The sequence below is a fragment of the Methylopila turkensis genome (assembly GCF_027922325.1).
Lineage (GTDB): Bacteria > Pseudomonadota > Alphaproteobacteria > Rhizobiales > Methylopilaceae > Methylopila > Methylopila turkensis.
On the sequence record NZ_BSFL01000003.1, the window covers coordinates 106400 to 132328 of the forward strand.

A 25929-nucleotide genomic window follows, 5' to 3' on the forward strand; every position below is an offset into this window, starting at 1 on the left:
CGCCGTTCAGAGGGGTTTTGCGCCTTCAAAACGGCGTGCGGCCGGATCCGGTTCCTTCGCCGCGCAACTTTTTTCGCTTCAGGCGTCGGCGGTCGCCGTCTGCTGCGGCGCGGCCGGCAGTTTCGCCAGCATGGCCAGCAGCGCCCGGTCGTGCATCACGACGGTGCGCTCCTTGGCGGAGAGCCAGGCGCGGGCGTCGTCGAGCGTCTCGGCTTCCGACAGCTTGGCGGCGGCCATCACCCGGTCCGGCTCGATCTGGCCGCGCGGCCGTCGCTCGAACGCCGGCAGCATGCGCTCGTGCTCGCGCAGGAAGTTCGGGTCGTCGTGGAGCGCGACGAGGCCATCGACCTCGTCCGAGCCCGCCTCGGACAGCCGCCTGCCGTTGGCGCGCGCCGCGGTCGCGATCTCGGGGATGTTGGTCTCCTCCGGGATCAGCAGCAGCCCGAGCCGCTTGAGCGCGAGGCCCGAGCCGAGATGGCCCGAGGCCCAGGACAGCGGGATCGCCATCAGCAGGCCTGCAATCGTGGGCGACATCCAGCCGGCGAGCGAGGGCGCGATCAGCAGCGCGGTGACGAGCGTCACGACGCCGAGGACGGTGTGCCAGCGGTGGCGGCGCACGATGTCGGCGAAGGGGATCGAGCCGTCGTCGCGGCGCTGCGGGTTCCAGCCCGTGGCCTTGCCGGCGAGGATCTGGAACACCGAGCCGGACTGCACCAGCATCATCACCGGCGCGATCAGCGACGACATCACGATCTCGATCGCCGACGAGATCACGATGCGGAAGAAGCCTCCGCCCGCGCGCCGCGAGGGGCCGTGCAGCAGGTGCACGATCAGGCCGAAGATCTTCGGCGCGATCAGGATCGCCATCGTGGCGCCGAAGAGCTGGAGCGCGCGCTCGGCGTCGAACCGCGGCCAGGCCGGGAACAGCGAGAATTCGTCGGTGAAATATTCCGGACGGATGAAGTTCGCCTGCAGTGCCAGCGCGAGGCCGCAGAGAAGCATGAACATCCAGAACGGCGAGGCGAGGTAGGAGAAGATGCCGTTCAGGAAGTGGTGGCGGCTCAAGGGGTGAAGGCCCCTGGTTCCGAGCAGGGCGGCGTGCTGCAGGTTGCCCTGGCACCAGCGCCGGTCGCGCTGGCCGACGTCGATCAGCGAGGGCGGGCTCTCTTCGTAGGAGCCTTCGATCCGCGGCAGCATGTAGACCGCCCAGCCCTTCCGCCGGATCAGCGCCGCCTCGACGAAGTCGTGGCTGAGGATCAACCCGCCGAAGGGCGGCTTGCCCGGCAGGTCCGGCAGGCCGGCGCCTTCGGCGAAGGCCTCCATGCGGATGATGGCGTTGTGGCCCCAGTAGTTGCCGTCGCGGCCGTACCAGACCGCGATGCCAGCTGCGATCACCGGCCCGTAGACGCGGCTCGCGAACTGCTGCAGGCGGGCGAACAGGGTGTTGCGGTTTATGACGAGCGGCAGCGTCTGGATGATGCCGGCGTCCGGGTCGGCCTCCATCGCGGCGGCGAGCGCGATCACCGCATGGCCCGTCATCAGGCTGTCCGCGTCGAAGATCAGCATGTGCTCGTAGGCCCCGCCCCAGCGGGTCACGAAATCCTCGATGTTGCCGGCCTTGCGGCGATGGTTCTTGGCCCGGTGGCGGTAATAGATCCGCGCGTCCGGCCCCATCTGCTCGCGCAGCAGCAGGAACGCCTTCTCCTCGGCGATCCAGACGTCCGGATCGGTGGTGTCGGACAGCAGGAAGTAGTCGAAATGGGCGCTGAAGCCGAGGCGCTCGATGTCCTGGGCCACCGCCTGCACGGCCCCGAACACGCGGCTCGGCTGCTCGTTGTAGATCGGCATCACGACCGCGGTGCGGCTCGCGAGCGTCTCGGGCAGGTCGGGCGTCTGCAACGCGGGGCGGCCGACCAGCGCGACGAAGCCGATGATCGAGCTTGCGAAGGCGAGCGCGATCCAGGCGAAGTTGATCACGAACAGGCCGAGCAGCGCGCCTTTGAGCAGGGTGACGCCGCCGACCTCGACCACGCCGTACATCTGGATCGCGCCGGCCGTGGTCACGAAGACCGCGACCGCGAAGACGATCAGGCGGCTGAGATAGGGCGTGCGCCAGCCGTCGGGGTTCCGCAGCGGCCGGACGTCGGCTTTCGACCACGCCTTGAGCGGCTGGGTCGGCATCGCGATCGGGCTTTCCGGCGGCAGCGCCGCGGGCGTGTTCGCGGCGTTCGGGTCGAAGGCGGGCTCGCGCTCGCTCATGCGGTCCATCGGTAGAGCCAGGTTTCGGAAATCGGCTTGCCGTCGGCTTCGAGCACCATGCGCAGTTCGCACAGGTCCTCGTTGCCGGGGTCGAGGTCGAAGGTGACGCGGTAGCCCTTGATCTCCGGATTGGGGCGGCCGACGACGTCGCGGATCTGCCCGACCGACGTGGCGGTCATGGGGCGGATCGCGCCGGCGCGGTTCGGGTCCGCGACCGCGTCGCCTGCGAAATCAACGACGAAGCGCCGCCGCCGTCCGCCGGCCGAGCCGGTCACGGTCGAAACCGTGACCGCGCCGCTGGGCCGGTCCGGCGGGCTCCAGCACCAGTGCAGCCGGTAGGCGCGCGAGAACTGCTCGCCGGGCTTCAGCGGCGCCTTCGGCCGCCAGTAGGCGACGATGTTCTCGTTGACGTCGGCGTCGGTCGGGATCTCGAGCAGCTGGAACTGGCCCTCGTCCCAATCGCCGATCGGCTCCACCCAGACGCTCGGCATGCGGTCGTACCGGCGGTTGAGGTCGTTGTAGGAGGGGAAGGCGCGCTGGCGCTGCAGCAGGCCGAAGCCGCGCGGGTTGCGGTCGCCGAACACACTGATCTGAAGCTCCGACGGATTGGTCAGCGGACGCCAGACCCATTCGCCCCCGCCGTTCCAGATCTGCAGCCCGTCGGCGCGGTGCGTCTCGCCGCGCACGTCGTCGACGCCGACGCGGTCGTTCGGGCCGAAGAAGTACATCGACGTCATCGGCGCGACGCCGACGTGACGCAGCTCCTCGCGGGGGAACAGCGTGAACTCGACGTCGATCACGGTGATCTCGCCGGGACGCAGCGTGAACCGATAGGAGCCGGTGACCCGGCGGCTGTCGAGCAGCGCGTGGACCACGACGCTGCCGGCGCCGGGGTTCGGCCGCTCGACCCAAAGCGAGCGGAACAGCGGAAACTCCTCGCCGTCCGGCTCGCCGGTGTCGATCGCGAGCCCGCGGGCGGAGGTGCCGAGGATCTGGCCGCGCGCAAGCGCGCGGAAAATCGTGGCGCCCTGGAACAGCGCGAACTCGCGCAACTCCTCAGCGCGGTCGGTCGGCGCCTTGACGCTGACGCCCGAGAACGGGAACGGCTTGTCGGCGGGCGGGGTCGGCGCCCGTCCGAAATCGAACCAGGACGGATCGTTGGCGAGCGGGCGGACCTTGCCGTCCTCGACGAGGCTGACGCGCACGGGCTGGCGGTAGATGAAGCCGCCCGGCAGCAGGTCGAGCGCGAAGCCGCGGTTCTCGCCGCGCCAGAGCGTGCGGTCCTCGCGCATGCGGATCGAGCGGAACACGTCCTGCGGCAGCTCGGCGAAGCCGCTTGGCAAGATGTTGCCCGGCGCCTCGAAGCCGCGGGTCGCGAGCCGGCGCGCGGCGTCGTCCACGGCTTCGCGCGAAAACGGCGCGCCCTCGGCGTAAAGGTCGGGGGGCGGCGGCGGAGGCGCGTCCGGACGCGGCGCGTCCTGCGCGCGCGCGGCCGCTGAGATCAGGGGCGCGATCAGCGCGCCAGTGACGAAGCTGCGGCGGTTCATGAACGGTGCGCAAGGCGGGCGACGCGGCCCGCCGGATGTCCGGAAGTCACAATGTCGAGGGTGGTATAATGCGTCACTCGGATGCGATTTCCAATGCGGCGGGGCTGAATCTTCACGGCGCGTCCAAATCGCGCGGCCGTCACGAGCGGCCGATCGGGTCGCCCGCGTAAGCGGTTGTTTCGCACGGGACGCCGTCGGCCAGCAAATCGGCGCAGGCGCGGGCGGCGTCGGCCTCGCTCGCGAACGGCCCGGCGATCAGCTCGACCGCGCCGGACGAGGAGCCGCGCTTCACCGTGCGCGCGGCGAGCGCGGAGAGGGCGCGCGGGTAGCGGCCGGCCAGCGCGTTCCAGCGGCGCCGCGCGGCCTCGACGGTCGTCTCCGGGCCGAAGGCGATGGCGAAGGCCGCGGGTCGGCCGGACGCCTTCGCGGGCGTGGCCGCGCCGATCGAGCCGGTGGTCTCCGGCGCCGCCGCCATGACGATGCGCATCTCGCCGACGCCGCGCTCAAGCCGCGCCAGCCGCTGGGCGAGTTCGTCGCGCTCCGCGCCGATGCGCTTCACCTCGCGGCCGAGCGCGTCGACCGCCGCGCCGTCGAGCGTCGCGACCAGCCGGGTCTGCGATCCCGCCGGCGCGCGCCAGACCGTCACCGCCGCGCAGACGAGCGCCGCCGCCATGACGAAGCCCCACGCCGTCGCGGGCGCCACACGCCCGAGCGAACGGATGGAGATGTCCTGATCGTCGTAGAGGTCCTGGCGCACGTCGCATCCCGCAGCGGGCCGGCGAAACGGCCGGCTCACGGCGACGATAGCTGAGTCGCGCGGCGCGCCCTCCCGCAAAAGCCGCGGCGGTTGCAGGCTTTGCCGCTTGCGGCCATCGTGTCGCAGCGGTCCGGCGACTCGTCGCTTCGGCCCGCCGCGCATCCCGCCCCGGCGCGCGTCCGCCCGCGCCGCAGCTGACCGAGCCGAACCCATGACCGCTACGCCCGCGCCCCGCCGTTTGCTGACGATCGTGCTCGCGGCCGGCGAGGGCACGCGGATGCGCTCCGATCTGCCCAAGGTCCTGCACAAGGCCGCGGGGCGCTCGCTGGTCGGCCACGTGCTGGCGACGGCGCTCGTCGCCGGCTCCGACGCGCTCGCGGTCGTGGTCGGCCCCGGCCGCGAGGACGTCGCCGCCGAGGTCGCGGCGCTCGCGCCGGAGGCGCGGGTGTTCGTGCAGACCGAGCGTCTCGGCACCGCCCACGCCGTGCTCGCCGCTCGCGAGGCGCTGGCGGGGGGCTTCGACGACGTGCTCGTGGTCTATGGCGACACCCCGCTCGTGCGTCCCGATACGCTGTCCCGGCTGCGCGCGCCGCTCGCCCGCGGGGCGGGCGTCGTCGTGCTGGGCTTCGAGGCGGGCGACCCGACCGGCTACGGGCGGCTGATCTCGCAGGGGACGAGCCTTGTCGCGATCCGCGAGGAGAAGGATGCGAGCGACGAGGAGCGGGCGATCAAGCTCTCCAACGCCGGCCTGATGGCGATCTCCGGCGCCCACGCGATCGCGCTGCTGGAGGGCGTCGGCAACGCCAACGCCAAGGGCGAGTTCTACCTCACCGACGTGGTCGAGCGGGCCGTGCTCGCGGGCCTCGCGGTCGCGGCGGAGGCGGCGCCCGAGGCCGAGGTGCAGGGCGTCAACGACCGGGCGCAGCTCGCCGCCGTCGAGGTCGAGCTGCAGCGTCGGCTGAGGGCCGCGGCGCTGAAGGAGGGCGCGACCCTGATCGCGCCGGAGACGGTGTTCTTCTCCCACGACACGAAGCTCGGGCGCGACGTGACGGTGGAGCCGAACGTGGTGTTCGGTCCGGGCGTCGTGGTCGAGGACGGCGCGGTGATCCACGCCTTCAGCCATCTCGAAGGCGCGCATGTGGGCCGGGGCGTCTCGGTCGGCCCGTTCGCGCGGCTGAGGCCGGGCGCCAAGCTCGGCGCCAAGGCCCGGGTCGGCAACTTCGTCGAGGTGAAGAACGCCGCGGTCGGCGAGGGCGCCAAGCTCAACCACCTCACCTATGTCGGCGACGCCGAGGTCGGGCCGCGCGCCAATCTCGGCGCCGGCACGATCACCTGCAACTACGACGGCGTGTCCAAGTTCCGCACCGCGATCGGCGCCGACGCCTTCGTGGGCTCGAACTCGACGCTCGTCGCCCCCGTCACGATCGGCGAGGGCGCCTATGTCGGCGCCGGCAGCGTGATCGTTCAGGACGTGCCCGCCGACGCCCTCGCGATCGGCCGCGGCCTGCAGGTCACCAAGGAAGGTCGCGCAGCGAAGCTCAGGGCGATGCAGAAGGCGCTCAAAGACCGTCGCGGCTGAGGCGCAGGTCCACCTCACGCTCGACATAGGCCCATTCCGGCGTTCGCCTTAGCCGATCGACGAGACGCTCGAAATCACGCGCATGCTCGGGCGCGTATTCGAACCAGGTCAAGAAATCGAACGGTTCGGCGAGTTCGCGCGAGTGGTGCAGCCGGCGGGCGACGCCCGGCAGATAGTCGAGGCCGATGGCGGTGTGATGCGACTGCTCCTCGAAGATCGCGCGGCGTTCGTCCTGGGCAAGCGCCCACCAAGCCGCAGACTTCCGGATCGGGATCAGCGCCGCGCAGGTCGCTTGAGAGCGGTTGAGCCCTTCCTGACGCGCCCGCAGCGCTTCGACCTCGTCACGCGCCGCGTAGCGCGTGTTGCTCGTCACGCCGCGAAGCGTCCAGGCCTCGCCGATCATCGACGCGCCTTCGACGACCGCGAGCCGGTCAGCCCCGCCGAGCGTTTCGCCGATCACCTCTTCGATCCGGTCGATCCGCCACCTCCCGGACGACCCGGCGGCGAAGATCACCGACAGCGGAAGGCTCATCCTGGAATTCTCCGCAGCAGCCCTGGACCGAGCCTCGCCTATAGCGGCCTCCGCTGTCGCGCGGCGTTTCGCCGCCTGCCCGACACACCGCGAAACCAGCCGTGATTTCCGGATCGCTTCAGCCGTCGCTAACGACCGTCTGATAAGGATGGGGCAGCGGGACGGAACAGGAGCGACGCGCGATCCATGTGCGGCATCGTTGGAATTCTCGGCAGGGCGCCGGTCGCGCCGCAGCTCGTCGACAGCCTCAAGCGGCTCGAATACCGCGGCTACGACAGCGCGGGCGTCGCGACGCTGGACGGCGGGCGCATCGTCCGGCGCCGCGCCGAGGGCAAGCTGCGCAACCTCGAGGCCTCGCTCGACGCCTCTCCGCTCGACGGCGCGGTCGGCATCGGCCACACCCGCTGGGCGACCCACGGCGCGCCGACGGAGGCCAACGCCCATCCGCACGCGACCGACCGGGTGGCGGTGGTCCACAACGGCATCATCGAGAACTTTCGCGAGCTGCGCGCCGAGCTGGAGGCCGAAGGCGCGACGTTCCAGAGCCAGACCGACACCGAGGTCGTCGCCCATCTCGCCTCGCGCGAGCTCGCAGCCGGCGCCTCCCCGCGCGCGGCGGTGCAGGCCACGCTGAAGCGGCTGCGCGGCGCCTTCGCGCTCGCCTTCCTGTTCGCCGGCGAGGACGACCTGATCATCGGCGCCCGCCGTGGCAGCCCGCTCGCCATCGGCCATGGCCAGGGCGAAAACTATCTCGGCTCCGACGCCATCGCGCTCGCGCCCTTCACCGACAGCGTCACCTATCTCGAGGACGGCGACTGGGTCGCGCTGACCCGGAACGCCGTCGAGATCTTCGACGAGAGCGGCGCCACGGTCGTCCGCGCCGGCGTCCGCGCCTCGGCCGCGGCCATCGTGGTCGACAAGGGCAATTACCGGCACTTCATGGCGAAGGAGATCGCCGAGCAGCCGGAGGTGGTGGGCCACACGCTCGCGCGCTTCATCGACATGAGCGCCGGGCGCATCCGCCTGCCGGAGGGCGCCGACGTCGACTTCGCCAAGCTCGACCGGCTGGCGATCTCCGCCTGCGGCACCGCCTTCTACGCCGGCCTCGTGGCGCGCTACTGGTTCGAGAAGTTCGCGCGGCTGCCGGTCGACATCGACATCGCCTCAGAGTTCCGCTACCGCGAGCCGCCGCTGTCGCCGGGCGGGCTCGCGCTCCTCATCTCCCAGTCCGGCGAGACCGCCGACACGCTCGCGACGCTGCGCCATTGCCGGGCGCAGGGCATGCGCATCGGGGCCGTGGTGAACGTGCCGACCTCGACCATCGCGCGCGAGGCGGACCTCGTGTTCCCGACCGTGGCCGGCGTCGAGGTCGGCGTCGCCTCGACCAAGGCCTTCACCTGCCAGCTCGCGGTGCTGGCGGCGCTCGCGATCAAGGCGGGGCGCGACCGCGGCGTGCTGTCGGTCGAGGACGAGACCAAGCTCGTCTCCGCGCTGGTGGAGCTGCCGCGGCTGATGGCCGAGGCGCTGCGGCTGGAGCCGGAGATCGAGAAGCTCGCCACCACCTTCGCCAAGGCGCAGGACGTGCTCTATCTCGGGCGCGGAACCAGCTTCCCGATCGCGCTCGAGGGCGCGCTGAAGCTGAAGGAGATCTCCTACATCCACGCCGAGGGCTACGCCGCCGGCGAACTCAAGCACGGGCCGATCGCGCTGGTGGACGAGAGCGTGCCGGTGGTGGTTCTGGCGCCGTTCGATCCGCTGTTCGAGAAGACCGCGTCGAACATGCAGGAGGTCGCGGCCCGCGGCGGCAAGATCGTGCTGTTCACCGACGCCGAGGGGGCAGCCCACGCCGGCGACGCCTTCGCGGTGCTGACGCTGCCGACGGCCTACGCCTTCGTCAGCCCCATGCTCTACGCGCTGCCGATCCAGCTGCTCGCCTACCACACGGCGACCTTCATGGGCACCGACGTCGACCAGCCGCGCAATCTCGCGAAGTCCGTGACGGTGGAGTGAGGCCTCAGCGCTCGGTCTTCAGCCGCCGCCGCGCGGCCTCGCCGCTTTCGAGCCGCAGGAACGCCTCCTCCGCCGGCGCGGGTCGGCCGAAATAGTAGCCCTGCATCGCGGGGCAGCCGAGCGCCTTCAGCGTGGCGAAATCCTCCGCCCGCTCGATGCCCTCCGCGACGACCTCGAAGCCGAACGCCTCGCCGAGCCGCAGAATCGCCTGCACCAGCATGCGGTTCTCGCTCGACGCGGCGATGCCTTCGACGAAGCAGCGGTCGATCTTCACCCGGTCGACGCGCAGGCGGCGCAGCGCGCCGAGCGACGAGTAGCCGACGCCGAAATCGTCGATCGCGATCCGGACGCCGGCTTCCGAGAGCGCGGTGAGCTTGCCCTGCACCGCCTGGATGTCGAGCGCGGTCTCCTCGGTGATCTCGATCTCGAGCATCGCAGGCGGGGCGCCCCGCCGGCGCAGCTCCTTCAGCACGAGATCGTCGACCGCGATCTGGGACATCTCGCGCGGCGAGACGTTCATCGCCACCCGCACGCCGTCGTGCCCGGCCGACCGAAGCGCGCGGATCATCGCGCAGACCTCGCCGAGAATGAAGCGCATCAGCGGCTCGGCGAGGCCGGCGAGCGAGGCGGTCGCCACCAGTTCCTGCGGCGCGATCCAGCCGTGCTTCCGGTGGCGCCAGCGCACCAGCGCCTCGAAGCCGCCGAAGCGCGATCCGCCGTCCGCCATGACGGGCTGGAACCAGACCTCGACCTCCCTGTCCCCTAGTGCGCGGGCGAGGTCGCGCTCGACGTCGCGGCGCATCTCCAGACGGGCGCTGAGGTCGTCGTCGAACAGGTAGAAGCGGTTCCGCCCCGACAGCTTGGCGGCGTAGAGTGCGGCGTCGGCCGCGCTCAGCGTCGCGTCGATCGAGGGCGCATCGCTGACATGGACGCCGATGCTGACCCCGATGCGGCCGGAATCGAACGCGGCGAAGGGGATCGAGACGGCGGCGATCAGCTGCTGCGCCACGATCGCCGGCGGCGTTCCGATGACCTCCGTCTCGTAGAGCACGGCGAATTCGTCGCCGCCGAGCCGAGCCAGCGTGACGTCGGACGGCAGCGTCATCTGCAGCCGGCGGGCGACCTCGATCAGCACGTTGTCGCCGGCCTTGTGGCCGTAGGTGTCGTTGACGGCCTTGAAGCCGTCGAGGTCGAGCTGCATCAGGCACAGCGGCGACCGCGCGAGAGCCGCCCGACGCTCGGCCTCCTCCAGGAAGCCGCTTCGGTTCAGCAGCCCGGTCAGCCCGTCGTGCGAGGCCCTGCGGCGCATCTCGCCCGCGACGGTCGTGGCCTGGTCGCGCGCGATCTCGAGCGAGCGCGCGAGCGACGTCGCCTCGTTCTTGAGGCGGCTCGACTCCCGCACCTGCTGCTCGCTCTCGCGGCAGGCGCGGATCAGCGCCGCGAGATAGAGCACCACGGTCGCGGCGAGGCAGTTGCGGTCGAAGCCGCCGGCGGCCAGAAGGCAGCCGGCCGTCGAGAGCAGCGGCGGCGTGATGAAGCCGATCGGAATGCGCGCGTAGGCGAAGCCGTGGGTCACCGCGCCCGCGGTGATGCCGCAGACGATCGTGAGGTAGAACAGCGTCTGCGGCGAGGTGAAGCCGTCGCTGAGCGCTGGGATGCAGGCCCAGACGAGGCCCGAGCACAGCGCCAGGATCCAGTGAAGCCGCAGCCGCTGGTCGACGTCGGGCAGGCGCAGCAGCCGGGCGTCTCCGTCGCTTCGTTCCGGCAGGCGGCACAGCGTGATCCGCAGCGCGTTGACGACGCTCGATGCCGCGAACCAGATCAGACCCGCGCCCGCATGGCCGGAACGCCAGGCGACGAGGGCGGCTGTGCCGCCCAACGCGACGTTCACCGGAATCGAGATCAGGACGGTGCGCCGCACCGCGGCCAGCTGGTCGGCGCGGATGAGGCGCGGCATCGGCGGCTCGACGGCGGACGCGGACTCCTGAACGTTACGGTCCCACCGGGGCATGCAGTCGTTCCCACCACGCCGAAGCGCCGTCCACAGCCCGGCGGCGCTCCCGCCGACACAATCCCGACTTTAGGTTAACACCCGACAAATAGCACGCGTCGAGCCCGTAGGATTCCGGATTTCGCGGGTCAAAGATGGTCCCTCGATCACCGGCGCGGCGTCGACGGCCGCGTTCCGACGTAGAGCGCGCCCGCCGCGACCAGCGCCGCCGTCGAGGCGAGCGCGATCGGCGGCGCGCTCGACAAGGCGACGATCACGACCGACAGCGCCATGCCGGCGAAGGCGAGCATCTTGGCCCGGAGTGGGATCACGCCGTCGCGTCGCCAGGCGACGACGGTCGGCCCGAGCCGGGGATGCGTCAGAAGCCAGCGCTCAAGCCGAGGAGAGCCGCGCGCGAAACAGGCGGCCGCGGCGATCAGGAAGACCGTTCCGGGCATCACCGGCAGGACGAGGCCGACGATCCCGAGCCCGACCAGAACGAGGCCCGCCGCGATCCACGCGGCGCGGGCGACGCGGCCGGCGGCTGCGCGGCTTGCGCCCGGCGGCGTGGCTTCACCGTCCGCTCCCTCGTTTCGCCGCATCGCCGCTCCACATGCTATGAGCTGATTTGTGCGCCGCGGCACGGAACCGTTCAAGCCGCCCCGCCGCACGGCACGGAGCTCCGACGCGCATGACGGAACCGCTCGACAAGACGCTCGCCGCGCTGGGCGAGCAAGCGCCCGCGCCGAAGCCGAGCGGCGGGGCGCGCATCCGCACCTATTTCCTCACCGGCCTCGTGGTCGCGGGCCCGGTCGCGATCACGATCTGGATCACGCTCTGGCTCATCGGCCTGATCGACGGCTGGGTGAAGCCGCTGATCCCGCCGGCCTGGAATCCCGACAGCTACCTGCCGGTGGCGGTGCCCGGCTTCGGCGTGCTGGCGGCCTTCATCGGGCTGACCGTGCTGGGCTTCCTAGCCGCGAACCTCGTCGGCCGCACCGTCGTGCACTCCGGCGAGCAGGTGCTCGACCGCATGCCGATCGTGCGTTCGCTCTACAAGGGCGTGAAGCAGATCTTCGAGACGGTGTTCAAGCAGGACGGCACCAGCTTCCGCCGCGTCGGCCTGATCGAATGGCCGGGGCCGGGGCTGTGGTCGCTGTGCTTCATCACCGAGCCGGCGCGCGGCGCGCTCGCCGCGGGCCTGCCAGGCGAAGACCACGTCTGCGTGTTCGTGCCCTGCACGCCGAACCCGACCACCGGCTATCTCGTGATGATGGAGGCCTCGAAGGTGACGGAGATCGACGTCACCACCGACGACGCCTTCAAGCTGATCATGTCGATGGGCATCATCCAGCCTCAGCAGCCCGCGCCGCCTTTGGCCCCGCCGCCGGCGCCCAATCTCGCGGCCGACGCCAAGCCGGAGATCGTCGCGGCGCAGGGCTGACGCCGCGGCGTTGCAGGCGTTCGCGCGGCCGTGGTAGAGCCCGACGCGGTCCGGCGCTTGGGCGCCTGGGCCGCCGCACGTCCCGCTTGGATCAAGGCCGCAATGTCCGTCGACGAAAGCACTGTCCGCCGCGTGGCGAAGCTCGCCCGCATCGCGGTCGAGGATCACGAGGTCCCGAAGCTCAAGACCGAGCTCGACGCCATCCTCGCCTTCGTCGAGGAGCTGTCGGAGCTCGACGTCGACGGCGTCGAACCGATGACGAGCGTGACGCCGATGCGGCTCAGGCTGCGCGAGGATGTCGTCGACGACGGCGAGAACGCCGAACGGGTGCTGGCGAACGCGCCCGCCCGCGAGGGCGATTTCTTCGTTGTGCCGAAGGTCGTCGAGTGACGCCCGCTTCTCGTCCCGCGCCCCGACCCGCCGACTGACGGTTTTATCGATGTCCGATCTCCTCGATTTCACTTTCGCCCAGGCGCGCACGAAGCTGGCGGCCAAGGATTTTTCGGCCGTCGAGCTGACTCGCGCCTATCTCGATGCGATCGAGGCCGCCCGTCCGCTCAACGCCTATGTGCTGGAGACGCCGGAGATCGCGCTCGCCCGCGCGGCGGAGTCCGACGCCCGCATCGCGACGGGCGAAGCCGGCGCGCTCGAGGGCCTGCCGCTCGGCGTCAAGGACCTGTTCTGCACCGAGGGCGTCCGCACCACCGCGTGCTCCCGGATCCTCGGCGATTTCACGCCCCCTTATGAATCCTTCGTCACGCAAAAGATGCGCGACGCCGGCGCCGTGATGCTCGGCAAGCTCAACAACGACGAGTTCGCCATGGGCTCGTCGAACGAGACCTCGGCCTTCGGCGCGCCGGTCAACCCGTGGCGCCGGTCCGGATCGGACGCGCCGCTGGTCGCGGGCGGCTCGTCCGGCGGCTCGTCGGCCGCCGTCGCCGCGCGCATCGCGCTCGGCGCGACCGCGACCGACACCGGCGGCTCCATCCGCCAGCCGGCGGCCTTCACCGGCACGGTCGGGATCAAGCCGACCTACGGGCGCTGCTCCCGCTGGGGCATCGTCGCCTTCGCCTCCTCGCTCGACCAGGCCGGCCCGATCGCGCGCGACGTGCGCGACGCCGCGATCCTGCTCGGCGCCATGGCGGGGCACGACCCGCGCGACTCCACCTCGGCCGATCGCGAGGTGCCGGACTTCGAGGCCGCGGTCGGCCGCTCGGTGAAGGGCCTAAGGATCGGCCTGCCGAAGGAGTACCGCGTCGACGGCATGCCCGCCGAGATCGAGGCGCTGTGGGAGCAGGGCGCGGCCTGGCTGCGCGCGGCCGGAGCCGAGGTCGTCGAGGTGTCGCTGCAGCACACCAAGTACGCGCTGCCGGCCTATTACATCGTGGCGCCGGCGGAGGCCTCGTCGAACCTCGCGCGATACGACGGCGTCCGCTACGGCGCGCGGGTCCCGGGCCGCGACATCACCGAGATGTACGAGAACACCCGCGCGGCCGGCTTCGGCCCCGAGGTGCGGCGCCGGATCATGATCGGCTCCTATGTGCTGTCGGCCGGCTACTACGACGCCTATTACGTCCGGGCGCAGAAGGTCCGCACCCTGATCAAGCGCGACTTCGAGACCGTGTTCGCGGGCGGCGTCGACGCCATCCTGACGCCGGCGACGCCCTCGGCGGCCTTCGGCGTCGGCGAAATGGCGAACGCCTCGCCGGTGGAGATGTACCTCAACGACGTCTTCACGGTGACGGTGAACATGGCCGGCCTGCCGGGCGTCGCCGTGCCCGCGGGCAAGTCCGCCGACGGCCTGCCGCTCGCGCTGCAGCTCATTGGCCGCCCGTTCGACGAAGAGACGCTGTTCTCGACCGCGGCCGTAATCGAGGACGCCGCCGGAGGCGGCTTCACGCCCGAGCGCTGGTGGTAAGCGGCGGCTGACGCCGCCGCGGCTCAGGCGGCGTTCATCGCCTCCGCGACGCCCGCGACCGACAGCAGGCGCGCCGTGGTGGTGGAGCGGAGCGAGGCCTCGTCCGCCCGGATCGCGTCGACGAACCTGCGGCGGTCGACGATCGCGTCGATGACGTCGGACGCCGCCAGCAGGTCGATGACCTGTTCGCGGTTCTGCAGCAGGAAGCGCCGGCGATCCCAGCGGAACCCCTGTTTCTGTACGCGCCATTGCGTCGGCAGCCGGCGGAACGCGTCGAACGATTCGCGCAGCCGCACCTTGTTGAACGCGCCGGAGAACTTGCGGCGGTAGCCGTCCCCGAGGTACGCGGTCAGCCGCACGTCGAGCAGCGGGCTGCGGTTCTCGATCGACGACATCATGGCGTTGCGGTCGTTCTGCCAGAGCCATTCGCCGAGGCGTCCGCGCGAGGCGTCCGCCCGCAGCGCCGCGTCGAAGCCGAGTTTGTTCGACGACAGCGGGTTCGGCGACGGCAGCGCGTCGGCGTCGAAGCGCGCCACGGTCTTCAGGAACGGCCGCACCCGGTCGGTCGAGCGTCCGGCGATCGCCGCCGCCATCTCCTTCAGCCGTCCGGGCTCCGCGCGCGCGACGCCGAACAGCCAGCCGAGGTCGCGGCGCCGCCAGGCCTCGCGGACGGCGAAGGGGAAGTAGCGGTCCCAGTAGCCGCCGAAGACCTCGTCGCCGCCGGTGCCGTCCAGCACGACGGGGATGCCGCGCTCGGCGACCTTCTCGTACATCTCCGCCATCGCCATGGCGTTGCCGATCAGCGGGAACGGCTTCTCCTGATGCCGGCAGATCTTGAGGAACCGCGCGAAGCTCACGTCGCCATAGCCGAGGTCGAGCACCTCCGGCTTCACGCCGAGGGCCTTCGCCGCCTCGAACCCGTACTGGGCGTCTTCCGAGCGTCCGGTGTCGCCGATGAAGCACCGGAACTGGTCCGCGCGGCCGGTGGCGTGCGCGATCGACAGCAGGAGCGAGGAGTCGACGCCGCCCGACAGCAAGAGTCCGACGGGGCGATCGGACACCAGCCGGAGCCGCAGCGCGTCGGCGAGCGCGTCGGTCAGGGACATGGCGGGGTCGAAGCCGCTCGGGGCGTCGAAGGAAAAATGGCGCCGCTCGCTCATGCGCCACGCCGCGAGGTCGAGCGTGAGCGAGCCGGAGGGCGGCGTCTGGCGGATGTCGGCGTGCGCGGTCGTCTGCTCGCCGCCGGGATAGGCGACGCCGTGGACGACGAATGCAGCCAGCGCCGCCGGATCGTGGCGCACCGGACGGCCAAGGTAGCGGTCGATGACGCCGATGGTCGAAGCGGCGCAGAACGCGTCCTCGTCCATGCGCCAGAACAGGGGCTTCTTGCCGTACCGATCGCGCGACAGATGGACGGCGCCGCCGCGCCAGTCGGCGAAGGCCAGCGCCCACATGCCGTTGATGCGGGCGACGAAGTCCGGGCCTTGCCGCTTCAGGCCCTCGAACACCACCTCGGTGTCGCCGCTCGTGTCGAAACGGACGCCATGGAACGGCGCTTCGCCCTTCAGGCGCTCGTAGTCATAGGCTTCGCCGTTGTAAACCAGCAGCGCGCCGTCCCGCTCGAACGGCTGGTTCGAGCGGGGATCGAGATCGAGGATCGAGAGCCGGTGGTGGCCCGCCGCCCACCACAAGGCGCGCGGTCCGTCGGGCGTGTCGATCGTCGTTTCGCCGTAGCGGCACAGCGTGGCGTCGGGTCCGCGGTGAGCCATCGTCGCGAAGGCGCGTTCAAAGCGCTGCGGATCGACCGGCCCGTCCCGCCGCACCACGAAGAAAAGTCCGCACATCGCGTCGCGTCTCCTGTAGAGCGGATGCGCCGACCACTCCCCGTTGGAACGCCGCCAGCGTTGCGCCGCGCGCAACGTCGTGTATGCCTGCCGCCGAACCAAGCCGATTTCTGCAGTTCCGACATGACATCATCGTCAACCGCACGTCCGACCTACGCCTCCATGGACGAGGTCCGCGCGGCGATCGACGCGCTGGATGCGGAGCTGATGCCGCTGATGGCCGCGCGCGCGCACTGCATCGCCGAGGCTGCGCGCATCAAGAACGACCCGGAGGTCGCGCTGGTGCCGTGGCGGGTGGAGGAGGTCGCCCGGAACGCGCGCGCGCTCGGGGAGCGGCACGGGCTCGACCCGGACCTCGCCGAAAAGCTGTGGCGCGCGATGATGGCCGAGTTCATCGCGCACGAACGCACGCTGATGGAGCAGGCGGTCGCCGGAGGCGCAGCGACATGACGACCGATCGGCCGGGTTCGCCCGAGGATGTGGACAGGCTGCTCGCGACGCCCGCTCTCGCAGACGCGCTCGAGTCCGATCAATTCAAACAGTTTCTGGACCATGTCCCGGTCGCGATCCTCGTCGGCGAGGTCGGGGAGAAGGGCGAGCGCGTCGTCTACGTCAATCTTGAGGCCCTGGAGCGGCTGGGCGTCGGCGAGGACGAAGTCGTCCAGAAGCCCTGGGAGGCGCTGAACGCCCGATGGTGGAGCCAGGAGGGGCCCGCCTTCTCCGAAGCCGTGCGCGAAGAGCGCAAGTTCACAGGCTCCTTCGTCGAAGGCGTGGTCATGGAGCTCTACGCCGCGCTGATCGAGGACGACGCAGGCCGGCCGAAGTTTCGCATCGTCGCGCTGGTGGAGCTGTCTGGCGGCGACGTCGAGGCGAAGCTGCGCGAGAAGGACATGCTCCTCCGCGAGATCCAGCACCGCGTGAAGAACAATCTCCAGATGATCACGGCCTTGATCCGGATGGAGACACGCAAGGCGGGCGGGCGCGAGACAGACGCGCGCTTCGATCGGCTGGCCGGCCGCGTGGAGACCCTTGGGCTTCTGTATCAGCAGCTCGCCGAGGGTGAGGACCAGGTCGATCTCGGCTCCTATCTCAGCCAGATCGCGAGTTCGGCGATGAAGTCCCAGGCGGTCGAGGGCGTCCGGCTCAATCATCAGGTCGACGTCATTCCCGCCTCGATCAACATCGCGATGCCGCTCGGCCTGCTCGTGAATGAGCTCGTCACCAACGCCCTGAAATACGCCTTCGCCGGCCGCGACGAGGGCCAGGTGACGCTGCGCTGCGTGCGTGAGAGCGACGGGGACTGCGTCGTCTCCGTGGTCGACGACGGCGTGGGGATGGGCGACGCGGTGTGGCCGAAGCCCGGCAAGCTCGGCTACCTCATCGCCCGTTCGATCAAGGACAACGTCAAGGCCAGGATCCATGCGTCGTCCGAGCCGGGGAAGGGAGTCGCCACGACGGTGCGCTTCCGGCTGCCCGACGGCCGACGTTGAGTCGTTGTCTTCCCCGGCGACTAGGCGCTAGGAAGACCGCTGAAAAACTCCAACTGCGCCGGAAGGCGATCCTGCCGATGAACGCTCCCTCCCGCACGCCCGCGAGCTCGAAACTCATCACCGGCGCGACCGGCGACTGGGAGGTCATCGTCGGCCTCGAGATTCACGCGCAGGTGACGTCCGAGGCGAAGCTGTTCTCGGGCGCCTCGACCGGCTTCGGCGCGCCGCCCAACAGCCATGTCAGCCTGGTCGACGCCGCCATGCCGGGCATGCTGCCGACGCTCAACCGCGAATGCGTGCGGCAGGCGATCCGCTCGGGCCTCGCGATCGAGGCCGAGATCAACCTGACCTCGACCTTCGACCGCAAGAACTACTTCTACCCGGACCTGCCGCAGGGCTACCAGATCTCGCAGTACAAGAGCCCGATCGTGGGCGAGGGCGTGGTCAAGGTCGACATGGGCGACGGCGAGACGATCGCGGTCGGCGTCGAGCGCATCCATCTCGAGCAGGACGCCGGCAAGTCGATCCACGACCTCGATCCGCGCTCGTCCTTTGTCGACCTCAACCGCTCGGGCGTCGCGCTGATGGAGATCGTGTCGAAGCCCGATCTGCGCTCGTCGGAGGAGGCGAAGGCCTACGTCACCAAGCTGCGCACCATCCTGCGCTACATCGGCGCCTGCGACGGCGACATGGACAAGGGCAACCTGCGCGCCGACGTGAACGTCTCCGTCCGCAAGCCCGGCCAGCCCTTCGGCACGCGCTGCGAGATCAAGAACGTCAACTCGATCCGCTTCATCGGACAGGCGATCGAGATCGAGGCCCGCCGGCAGATCGAGATCCTCGAGGACGGCGGCGTCATCGATCAGGAGACGCGACTCTTCGACCCGAACAAGGGCGAGACGCGGTCGATGCGCTCGAAGGAAGAGGCGCACGACTATCGGTACTTCCCCGATCCGGACCTGCTGCCGCTCACCGTGGAGCAGGCGGAGGTCGACGAGTTGAGGGCCGCGCTTCCCGAACTGCCGGACGCCAAGAAGGCGCGCTTCATCGCCGACTACGGCGTGACGCCCTACGACGCCATGGTGCTGACGCTGGAGCGCGAGTCGGCCGACTTCTTCGAGGCGGTGGCGAAGGCCGGCGATCCCAAGCTCGCGGCGAACTGGACGATCAACGAGCTGTTTGGCCGCCTCAACAAGGAGGGCCTCGCGATCGAGGCGAGCCCGGTGTCCGCCGACCAGCTCGGCGGCCTGATAGGCCTGATCTCCGAGAACGTGATCTCGGGGAAGATCGCCAAGGACCTGTTCGAGATCCTCTGGACCGAGGGCGGCGATCCGCGCGAGCTGGTGGAGAGCCGCGGCCTGCGCCAAGTCACCGACACGGGCGCGATCGAGAAGGTCTGCGACGAGGTGATCGCGGCCAACCCCGACAAGGTCGAGCAGGCCAAGGCCAAGCCGACGCTGATCGGCTGGTTCGTCGGTCAGGTCATGAAGGCCTCCGGCGGCAAGGCCAATCCGCAGGCGGTGAACGAGATCCTCAAGCGCAAGCTCGGCATCTGACGGCCACGCTGATGCCGCGCGGCCTCGATCATCTGGTCCACCTCGTCCGCGACCTCGACGCCGCGGCCGCGGCGTGGGAGGCGCTCGGCTTCCGCGTCGGTCCCGAGAACCGCCATCCGTTCGGCACCAAGAACCGCATCGTCCAGCTTCCCGGCTTCTTCGTGGAGCTGCTGGCGGTCGCGGACCCCGCGCTCGTCCCCAGCCACGGCCCGCGGGTCTTCTCCTTCGCGGCGTTCCATCGCGACCGGCTGGCGCGGGCGGGCGAGGGGGCCTCGGGGCTGGCGCTGGAGAGCGTCGACGCCAAGGCCGACGCCGCGCTCTACACCCGGAAGGGCGTCGGCGATTTCGCGCCGTTCTTCTTCGAGCGGCGCGGCTTCCGCCCGGACGGCTCTCCGGTCGAGGTGGCGTTCGAGCTCGCCTTCGCCGTCGAGCCGGCGTCGCCGGACATCTCGTTCTTCGCATGCGAGCAGAAGCGGCCGGAAAACTTTTGGAGCGAGGCCGCGCAGGCGCATCCGAACGGCGCGCGCGCGGTCGCGGGCGTCGTGCTGACGGCGGAGAACCCGTCCGACCACCACGTCTTCCTGCGCGCCTTCACCGGCGTCGACGCCTTTCGCGCCACTTCGTCGGGGCTCGCCTTCGACACCCCGCGCGGGGAGATCGAGGTCATGACCGACGACGCCTACGCCCGCCGCACGGGGCTCGCCGCCGCAGCGGGGCCGGAGCTCCGGCTGTCGGCGCTGCGGCTCAAGGTTCCGGAGGCCGCGGCGACGATCGTGCCGGCCGAGCGGTTGTTCGGTCTGACGCTGGTTCTGGAAGCCTGAGCGCCGGGCTGGTAAGCCGACGTTGATCATATGCTCGCCGTCATGCCTGGGCCCGTCCCAGGCATCCACGATTTCGACGCCGAGCGCTACGTCCCAAGTCGTGGATGCCCGGCCGATCGCCGGGCATGACGGCGCGTCTCGCAAAGAACGGCCATGAACGCACCCGCTGAGCCTCGTCCCGCCGCCGTCGTCGAAGTAGGCTCCGTCCGCTTCGGGAACGATCTGCCGCTCGCGCTGATCGCGGGCCCCTGCCAGATGGAGAGCCGCGCCCACGCGCTCGAGGTCGCGTCCGCGCTGAAGGAGATCACGGAAAAGCTCAGGATCGGGCTGATCTACAAGACCTCGTTCGACAAGGCGAACCGCACCAGCGCCACCGCCCAACGCGGCATGGGGCTCGAGGCCTCGCTCCCCGTGTTCGCCGAGATCAAGGAGAGCCTCGGCCTGCCGACCCTGACCGACGTGCACGACGCCCACCAGTGCGCGGCCGTGGGCGAGGTGGTGGACGTGCTGCAGATCCCGGCCTTCCTGTCGCGCCAGACCGACCTGCTGCTGGCGGCCGCCGCCACCGGCCGGGTGGTCAACGTGAAGAAGGGCCAGTTCCTCGCGCCCTGGGACATGAAGAACGTGGTCGCGAAGCTCGTGGGCGCCGGCAACCCGAACGTGCTGCTGACCGAGCGCGGCGCGTCCTTCGGCTACAACACGCTGGTGTCCGACATGCGCGCGCTGCCGGAGATGGCCAAGACCGGCGCGCCGGTGATCTTCGACGCCACCCACTCCGTGCAGCAGCCGGGCGGGCAGGGAACGTCCTCGGGCGGCCAGCGCGAGTTCGTGCCGGTGCTGGCGCGGGCCGCGGTCGCGGTCGGCGTCGCCGGCGTGTTCATCGAGACCCACCCCGATCCCGACCACGCCCCCTCCGACGGCCCGAACATGGTGCCGCTGAAGGAGATGCCGGCGCTGCTGGAGCGCCTGATGGCGTTCGACCGGCTGGCGAAGGCCTGATCCGCCGTCAGCCATAAAACGCGCCGTCATGGTCCGGCTTGACCGGACCATCCATGTCCGGAGTCGAGCGCTACGTCGCCGCCGTCATCCCGGGCGAGCGCAGCGAGACCCGGGACCGTTTTCAGAGTAGAGCCCTATCCTGACGACGGTCCCAGCTCTGCGCGGCTTCGCCGCTTGGCCGGGATGACGCTCGCCCTCAATCCTGCGCCACGAGCTGGCCGTGCGCGCGGTCGTAGCGGATCAGCGCGGCCGGCGAGACGTGGACGCCGCCGACCCAGTGGTCGGCGCGGTTGAGCACGCGGTGGTCGAGCCGGCCCGACAGCACGCCGCGTCCGGCCGGCGTGAGCTTGAGCCGGGCGCGGGCGTAGTCGGCGTAGCCGAGCTTCGGGCCGGAGCCCAGGCCGCAATAGAGCGGAGAGGGCCCCGGCAGGCCTTCGATCAGCGGCTCGTCGGCGAAGGCCAGCCCGTCGAGCCGGCGGAAGAAGCTGGCGTCGCCGAGAAACTGCGCCTCGTCCTGCTCGGTGACGTGGCGGAACAGCTCGCCGGTGGTTGGCTCGTCGTCCACGAGCCCGGCCAGCGCGCGCTCCTCGGTCAGGGTCAGGCCGCGGATCGGGTCGGGCAGCTCCGCGAGCAGCCGCCGCAGCGCCGGGGCGAGATGCGGCAGGGCGTCCGCGCCGTCGTCCGCGAGCCGCGCCAGCGCATGGGGCGTCGGCGCGGTGAAGGCCTTCCAGGCGCGGCCGGCGAGCGCGAACTGCTCGGCCGTCACCGGCGCGGCGCGGCCGGCCAGGCGGCGCATCGCGTCCGGCCCCTGATGGCCGAGATAGTCGTCCGCCTGCACGAGGTAGAGCCCCTCGGTGCGATCCTCGGCGCGGAAGAAGTCGAGGATCTGGATCAGCTGCAGCTGGTCGTAGAGGTCGTGCTCGAGCCAGATTTCGACGCGGGCGAAACCGGCGTGGCCGCGGACCGCGGCGTCGCGGGAAGCGAACTCGGTCGCGATCTCGCCGGCCGGCAGGCCGAGATCGGCGGAGATGAACGCGGCGCGGATCTCCGAAAGCTGCTCGAGGCTGTCGGTCGCGGGCGCCGGGCCGTCGTGCAGCACGTCCCGCCACGGCAGGATGGCGCCGGCGATCTGCGCCTCCTCCAGACGGGCCACGGCGCTGTCACCGTTGGTGATGATCAGCACGTCGTCGGGACGGGCGGGCGCGTCGGGACTGGGCATGGGCGCGACCTCCGGGAGCTAAGGCTCAGGGCGTTTCGATTCGCCGGAGAAGGTGGGGGGCGCGTGAGGCGTTTCGGAGGCGCGTGACGGCGCGACTCGCAGGCGTTCAGGTTCTCGGCCCAAGCGTCGGGCTGCGACGGTTTCGTGACGAAGCCGCCGCCGCGCCGCGGCCATGATTGGAGCGGTTCGAGGTCAGCCGCGGCCGCGATAGGGCGCGACGCCCTGATCCGGTGCCCAGACGCCCGCGGGCAGCTCGCCGACCTGGAAGAACACGTCGATCGGGATGCCGCCGCGCGGGTACCAGTAGCCGCCGATGCGCAGCCAGCGCGGCTTCAGCTCCGCGACGAGCCGCTTGCCGATGGCGACGGTGCAGTCCTCGTGAAACGCGCCGTGGTTGCGGAACGAGCCGAGATAGAGCTTCAGCGCCTTCGACTCGACCAGCCACTGGTCGGGAACGTAGTCGATGACGAGGTGCGCGAAGTCCGGCTGGCCGGTGACGGGGCAGAGCGAGGTGAACTCGGGCGCGGTGAAGCGGGCGACGTAGTTCACGTCCGGGTGCGGGTTCGGCACGCGGTCGAGCGCCGCGTCCTCGGGGGAGGCGGGCAGGGCGGTCGGTTTTCCAAGCTGCAGGTCGGTCATGATCTCGGTGAACCGTGAGGGGGCGGGAGCGTAACGCTTGCGGACCAGCCTGTGCGGCCTCCGCGGGCGCTTGTCACGCCCGGCGGCGCGATTTCATATCCGCGTCCCGAAAATCGGAGGTCGCCATGCCGTTCCGCCTGCTGTTCGCCGCCGCCCTGCTGATATGCGCGCCCGCGTCGTTCGCGGCGGCGGAAGGCGGCCGGTACCTGCCCGACATCCTCGCCGGCGGGCCGCAGGCGGAGGCCATGAAGACGATGCTGGCGGGCGCTCCGGCGCATGTCGCCTGGGTCAAGGAGCTGAAAGGGCCGAGCGGCCCGAGCCGCATCGTGGAGGTCGCCGGCCAGCGGCGCGAGATCGGCTTCATCTGCAAGCAGAACGCCTGCATGAACAACCAGTTCAAGGTGCTGTTCTCGGCTGACGGCGCCTTCGCGGTCGGGCTGCTGATCACGGCGAGCGGGCCCGAGTTCTTCGGGTCGCCGACGCCTGCCGAGCGCAAGGCGCTGGTCGAGACCCAGCAGCCGTAAGGGCCCCCGCCGCGCATTCTTCGTCGCACGCGCGCCGCGACGGCTTTCCGCGTGGCGCGCCTTGGGCTAGAGGCTGTCAGGAATGTCTGTCCGTCGTCCCGACGGCCTTCCGAACCCGCCGCGCCGAAGCCGGAGCCCTCCTTCTATGACAGCCATCGTCGACATCCTCGCCCGCGAAATCCTGGACAGCCGCGGCAATCCGACCGTCGAGGTCGACGTCGTCCTCGAGGACGGCTCGCTCGGTCGGGCCGCGGTGCCCTCGGGCGCCTCGACCGGCGCCCATGAGGCGGTGGAGCTGCGCGACGGCGACAAGAGCCGCTATCTCGGCAAGGGCGTCACCAAGGCGGTCGACGCGGTCAACGGCGAGATCTTCGACGCGATCGGCGGCTTCGACGCCGAGGATCAGGTCAAGATCGACGAGGCGCTGATCGCGCTCGACGGCACGCCGAACAAGGCCCGCCTCGGCGCCAACGCCATCCTCGGCGTCTCGCTCGCCGTCGCCAAGGCCGCGGCCGAGGCGTCGGGAACGCCGCTTTACCGCTATGTCGGCGGGACCTCGGCCCGCGTGCTGCCGGTGCCGATGATGAACATCGTCAACGGCGGCGCCCACGCCGACAATCCGATCGACTTCCAGGAATTCATGATCATGCCGGTCGGCGCGGACAGCTTCTCGGAAGCGCTGCGCACCGGCGCCGAGATCTTCCACACGCTGAAGAAGCAGCTCAAGGACGCCGGCCACAACACCAACGTGGGCGACGAGGGCGGCTTCGCGCCGAACCTCGCCTCCGCGGAAGTCGCGCTCGACTTCGTCATGAAGGCGATCGACAAGGCCGGCTTCAAGCCGGGCAAGGACGTCTACATCGCGCTCGACTGCGCCGCGACCGAGTTCTTCAAGGACGGAAAATACGTCTACGAGGGCGAAGGCGAGACGCGCGATCCCGAGAAGCAGGCCAAGTACCTCGCCAAGCTCGTAAAAAACTACCCGATCGTCTCGATCGAGGACGGCATGGCCGAAGACGACTGGGAGGGCTGGAAGGCCGTGACCGATCTGGTCGGCGACAAATGCCAGCTCGTCGGCGACGATCTGTTCGTGACCAATGTCGAGCGCCTGTCGAAGGGCATCCGCAAGGGCGTCGCGAACTCGATCCTGGTGAAGGTAAACCAGATCGGCTCGCTCACCGAGACGCTCGCCGCCGTCGACATGGCCCACCGCGCCGGCTACACGGCCGTCATGTCCCACCGCTCCGGCGAGACCGAGGATTCCACGATCGCCGACCTCGCGGTCGCGACCAACTGCGGGCAGATCAAGACCGGCTCGCTCGCCCGTTCCGACCGGATCGCCAAGTACAACCAGCTCCTGCGCATCGAGCAGGAGCTCGGCACGGTCGCGCAGTACGCGGGCCGGGGCGCGCTCAAGGCGCTCGCCTGAGGCGTCCCGCCCTTCTGAGCTGATGTGAGAAACGGCGGCCGCGCGGCCGTCGTTTTGGTTCCCGCCGGGAAGGTGGGGACATGCGCTCGCAGCGCGACCCTCAGGCGTCGACGATCGGCGCGAAGCCGCCATGGATCAGGCGCTTGCCGTCGAACGGCAGCGGTCCGGCCTCCGGCCCCATCCTCGGGTCGGCCATCGCCTTGGCCCAGCCTTCGTCGCGCGCGGCCTTCGACGGCCACTCGATGAAGGAATAGGCGATCGCCTCGCCGTCCTCGGCCTTCACCGCGCCCTTGTAGTCGGTGACCTTGCCGTCCGGCACGTCGTCGCCCCAGGCGTCCATCACCCGGATCGCGCCGTGCTCGGCGAACATGGCGGCGTGCGTGCGGCACAGGGCGAGATAGTCGTCGCGCCGCGCCGCCGGCACCGGCGCGACCATGCCGTCCACATATCCGGTTTCGCCCTCCCGGCCCTCGTCCACGAGCGGGGCGAAGCCGCCGAAGATCATGCGCATGCCGTCGAAGGGCATTTCGGAGCCCATCTCCTTCATGCGTGGATCCTCCATGATCCTTTTCTGCGCGGCGTCGCGGACGGCCCGCGACGGGTACTCGATCCACGAGAACACCACGACCTCGTCGTCCTTGGCCTTCACCGCGCCCTTGAAGTCCGTGAGCTTGCCATCCGGCACGTCGTCGCCCCAGGCCTCCACCAGCCGGGTGGCGCCGAACTCCCGGAACAGCGGCGCGCAGCGCGCGGCGAGGGCGCGATAGGCCTCCTTGTTGGCGGCGGGCACGGCGACGACGAAACCTTCGAGATAGGACGACATGGCGATTTTCCTCGGAGTCGGTTGCGTTTCCTACGTTCCGGCGCGTCCTGCGCCCTTGACTTAATAAGTTGATATCAACATAATTGGCCCATGTCAAAGCGCGAAGACGTCACGTTTCAGACCACGCTGTTCGTCCGCGACCATTGCCTGTGCCTGGCGGCGAACCGGGCCGCGCGCGCGCTGGCGCGGCGGTTCGACGAGGCGCTGCGCCCCACGGGCCTGACGAACGGTCAGTTCTCGCTGCTGACCTCGCTCAACCGCGAGGCGCCGCCGTCGATCGGCTCCGTCGCCCGGCTGCTCGCCATGGATCGCACCACGCTGACGGCCAACCTCAAGCCGCTGGAGCGGCGTGGGCTGGTCGTGACGAGCGTCGATCCGGACGACCGCCGGGGCCGACGGCTGACGCTTACCGAGGCCGGGCGCGAGGCGCTGCGCGCCGCGACTCCGATCTGGCGGGAGCTGCACGCCGAGATCGACCGTTCGCTGGAGGCGTTCGATCCCGGCGCGCTGCGCGCAGGCCTTGGCGCGCTGGCGTGACGCCGGCGGACC

General features: G+C 70.5%; 23 protein-coding genes. 13 read left to right on the plus strand and 10 right to left on the minus strand.

Annotated elements, in window-relative coordinates; translation table 11 throughout:
* Positions 1–78 precede the first annotated feature (78 nt).
* The 3 genes from mdoH to PKE78_RS11745 all read right to left on the minus strand — a co-directional run bounded on the left by mdoH (position 79) and on the right by PKE78_RS11745 (position 4563).
* Positions 79–2268, minus strand: coding sequence for a glucans biosynthesis glucosyltransferase MdoH (mdoH, locus tag PKE78_RS11735; protein WP_271201089.1), 2190 nt, complete (start codon positions 2266–2268; stop codon positions 79–81).
* Entirely contained in the window at positions 2256–3806 is a 1551-nt protein-coding gene (locus PKE78_RS11740; protein WP_271201090.1) for an OpgD/OpgG family glucan biosynthesis protein, read from the minus strand. The genes mdoH and PKE78_RS11740 overlap by 13 nt, the downstream gene beginning before the upstream one ends.
* A 139-nt stretch (positions 3807–3945) precedes the next feature.
* Positions 3946–4563, minus strand: coding sequence for an SPOR domain-containing protein (locus tag PKE78_RS11745; RefSeq protein ID WP_271201091.1), 618 nt, complete (start codon positions 4561–4563; stop codon positions 3946–3948).
* A 211-nt stretch (positions 4564–4774) separates the two neighbouring features.
* Here PKE78_RS11745 and glmU point away from each other — a divergent pair, with 211 nt between their 5' ends.
* On the plus strand, positions 4775–6142 hold the full coding sequence (gene glmU, locus PKE78_RS11750) for a bifunctional UDP-N-acetylglucosamine diphosphorylase/glucosamine-1-phosphate N-acetyltransferase GlmU (protein WP_271201092.1): 1368 nt from the start codon (positions 4775–4777) through the stop codon (positions 6140–6142).
* On the opposite strand, the gene PKE78_RS11755 is transcribed toward glmU, so the two are convergent.
* Entirely contained in the window at positions 6123–6674 is a 552-nt protein-coding gene (locus PKE78_RS11755) for a chlorite dismutase family protein (protein ID WP_271201093.1), read from the minus strand. The two genes, glmU and PKE78_RS11755, sit on opposite strands and share 20 nt — an antisense overlap.
* Before the next feature lie 186 nt (positions 6675–6860).
* On the opposite strand from PKE78_RS11755, the gene glmS reads away from it, so the two are divergent.
* On the plus strand, positions 6861–8684 hold the full coding sequence (gene glmS / locus PKE78_RS11760) for a glutamine--fructose-6-phosphate transaminase (isomerizing) (RefSeq protein ID WP_271201094.1): 1824 nt from the start codon (positions 6861–6863) through the stop codon (positions 8682–8684).
* Positions 8685–8688: 4 nt separating this feature from the next.
* Here the strand turns inward: glmS and PKE78_RS11765 are convergent, their stop codons facing one another.
* Both PKE78_RS11765 and PKE78_RS11770 read right to left on the minus strand, forming a co-directional pair.
* Positions 8689–10641, minus strand: coding sequence for a putative bifunctional diguanylate cyclase/phosphodiesterase (locus PKE78_RS11765; protein WP_271201095.1), 1953 nt, complete (start codon positions 10639–10641; stop codon positions 8689–8691).
* 200 nt (positions 10642–10841) lie between these two features.
* Positions 10842–11276, minus strand: coding sequence for a YbaN family protein (locus PKE78_RS11770; RefSeq protein WP_271201096.1), 435 nt, complete (start codon positions 11274–11276; stop codon positions 10842–10844).
* An 89-nt stretch (positions 11277–11365) separates the two neighbouring features.
* Between PKE78_RS11770 and PKE78_RS11775 the strand changes: the two genes are divergently transcribed.
* The 3 genes from PKE78_RS11775 (at position 11366) to gatA (ending at position 14036) form a co-directional block, all read left to right on the plus strand.
* Positions 11366–12118 (plus strand): DUF502 domain-containing protein, encoded by a 753-nt coding sequence (locus tag PKE78_RS11775; RefSeq protein WP_271201097.1) that lies wholly within the window; start codon positions 11366–11368, stop codon positions 12116–12118.
* 102 nt (positions 12119–12220) lie between these two features.
* On the plus strand, positions 12221–12508 hold the full coding sequence (gene gatC / locus PKE78_RS11780) for an Asp-tRNA(Asn)/Glu-tRNA(Gln) amidotransferase subunit GatC (RefSeq protein WP_271201098.1): 288 nt from the start codon (positions 12221–12223) through the stop codon (positions 12506–12508).
* 49 nt (positions 12509–12557) lie between these two features.
* On the plus strand, positions 12558–14036 hold the full coding sequence (gene gatA, locus PKE78_RS11785; protein ID WP_271201099.1) for an Asp-tRNA(Asn)/Glu-tRNA(Gln) amidotransferase subunit GatA: 1479 nt from the start codon (positions 12558–12560) through the stop codon (positions 14034–14036).
* A 23-nt stretch (positions 14037–14059) separates the two neighbouring features.
* Here gatA and PKE78_RS11790 read toward each other — a convergent pair whose 3' ends face one another.
* Complete coding sequence (locus PKE78_RS11790; RefSeq protein WP_271201100.1) at positions 14060–15880, minus strand: asparagine synthetase B family protein; 1821 nt, start codon at positions 15878–15880, stop codon at positions 14060–14062.
* 123 nt (positions 15881–16003) lie between these two features.
* Between PKE78_RS11790 and PKE78_RS11795 the strand changes: the two genes are divergently transcribed.
* The 5 genes from PKE78_RS11795 to kdsA all read left to right on the plus strand — a co-directional run bounded on the left by PKE78_RS11795 (position 16004) and on the right by kdsA (position 20746).
* Positions 16004–16330 carry a chorismate mutase gene (locus PKE78_RS11795; protein ID WP_271201101.1) on the plus strand — a complete coding sequence of 109 codons (327 nt, stop codon included), beginning with the start codon at positions 16004–16006 and terminating at the stop codon, positions 16328–16330.
* The gene (locus PKE78_RS11800; RefSeq protein WP_271201102.1) at positions 16327–17370 is read left to right on the plus strand and encodes a histidine kinase dimerization/phosphoacceptor domain -containing protein; all 1044 of its coding nucleotides are present in this window, start codon (positions 16327–16329) and stop codon (positions 17368–17370) included. Before PKE78_RS11795 ends, PKE78_RS11800 begins: the two co-directional genes overlap by 4 nt.
* Positions 17371–17447: 77 nt before the next feature.
* Positions 17448–18926, plus strand: coding sequence for an Asp-tRNA(Asn)/Glu-tRNA(Gln) amidotransferase subunit GatB (gene gatB, locus PKE78_RS11805; RefSeq protein ID WP_271201103.1), 1479 nt, complete (start codon positions 17448–17450; stop codon positions 18924–18926).
* An 11-nt stretch (positions 18927–18937) separates the two neighbouring features.
* Positions 18938–19747, plus strand: coding sequence for a VOC family protein (locus PKE78_RS11810; protein ID WP_271201104.1), 810 nt, complete (start codon positions 18938–18940; stop codon positions 19745–19747).
* A gap of 153 nt (positions 19748–19900) precedes the next feature.
* Positions 19901–20746, plus strand: coding sequence for a 3-deoxy-8-phosphooctulonate synthase (gene kdsA / locus PKE78_RS11815; protein WP_271201105.1), 846 nt, complete (start codon positions 19901–19903; stop codon positions 20744–20746).
* Positions 20747–20942: 196 nt separating this feature from the next.
* Here the strand turns inward: kdsA and PKE78_RS11820 are convergent, their stop codons facing one another.
* Positions 20943–21965, minus strand: coding sequence for a hypothetical protein (locus PKE78_RS11820; RefSeq protein ID WP_271201106.1), 1023 nt, complete (start codon positions 21963–21965; stop codon positions 20943–20945).
* A gap of 192 nt (positions 21966–22157) precedes the next feature.
* Positions 22158–22604 (minus strand): preQ(1) synthase, encoded by a 447-nt coding sequence (queF, locus tag PKE78_RS11825; protein ID WP_271201107.1) that lies wholly within the window; start codon positions 22602–22604, stop codon positions 22158–22160.
* Between the two features lie 125 nt (positions 22605–22729).
* On the opposite strand from queF, the gene PKE78_RS11830 reads away from it, so the two are divergent.
* Together PKE78_RS11830 and eno are read left to right on the plus strand one after the other, a co-directional pair.
* Positions 22730–23128, plus strand: coding sequence for an Ivy family c-type lysozyme inhibitor (locus PKE78_RS11830; protein ID WP_271201108.1), 399 nt, complete (start codon positions 22730–22732; stop codon positions 23126–23128).
* Between the two features lie 145 nt (positions 23129–23273).
* Entirely contained in the window at positions 23274–24557 is a 1284-nt protein-coding gene (eno, locus tag PKE78_RS11835) for a phosphopyruvate hydratase (RefSeq protein WP_271201109.1), read from the plus strand.
* A gap of 100 nt (positions 24558–24657) precedes the next feature.
* Here the strand turns inward: eno and PKE78_RS11840 are convergent, their stop codons facing one another.
* A complete protein-coding gene (locus tag PKE78_RS11840) occupies positions 24658–25380 on the minus strand; it encodes a DUF1428 domain-containing protein (RefSeq protein WP_271201110.1) in 723 nt (240 codons plus the stop codon).
* A 90-nt stretch (positions 25381–25470) separates the two neighbouring features.
* On the opposite strand from PKE78_RS11840, the gene PKE78_RS11845 reads away from it, so the two are divergent.
* Positions 25471–25917, plus strand: a complete 447-nt coding sequence (locus PKE78_RS11845) for a MarR family winged helix-turn-helix transcriptional regulator (protein ID WP_271201111.1) — start codon at positions 25471–25473, stop codon at positions 25915–25917.
* The last annotated feature ends 12 nt before the right edge of the window (positions 25918–25929 follow it).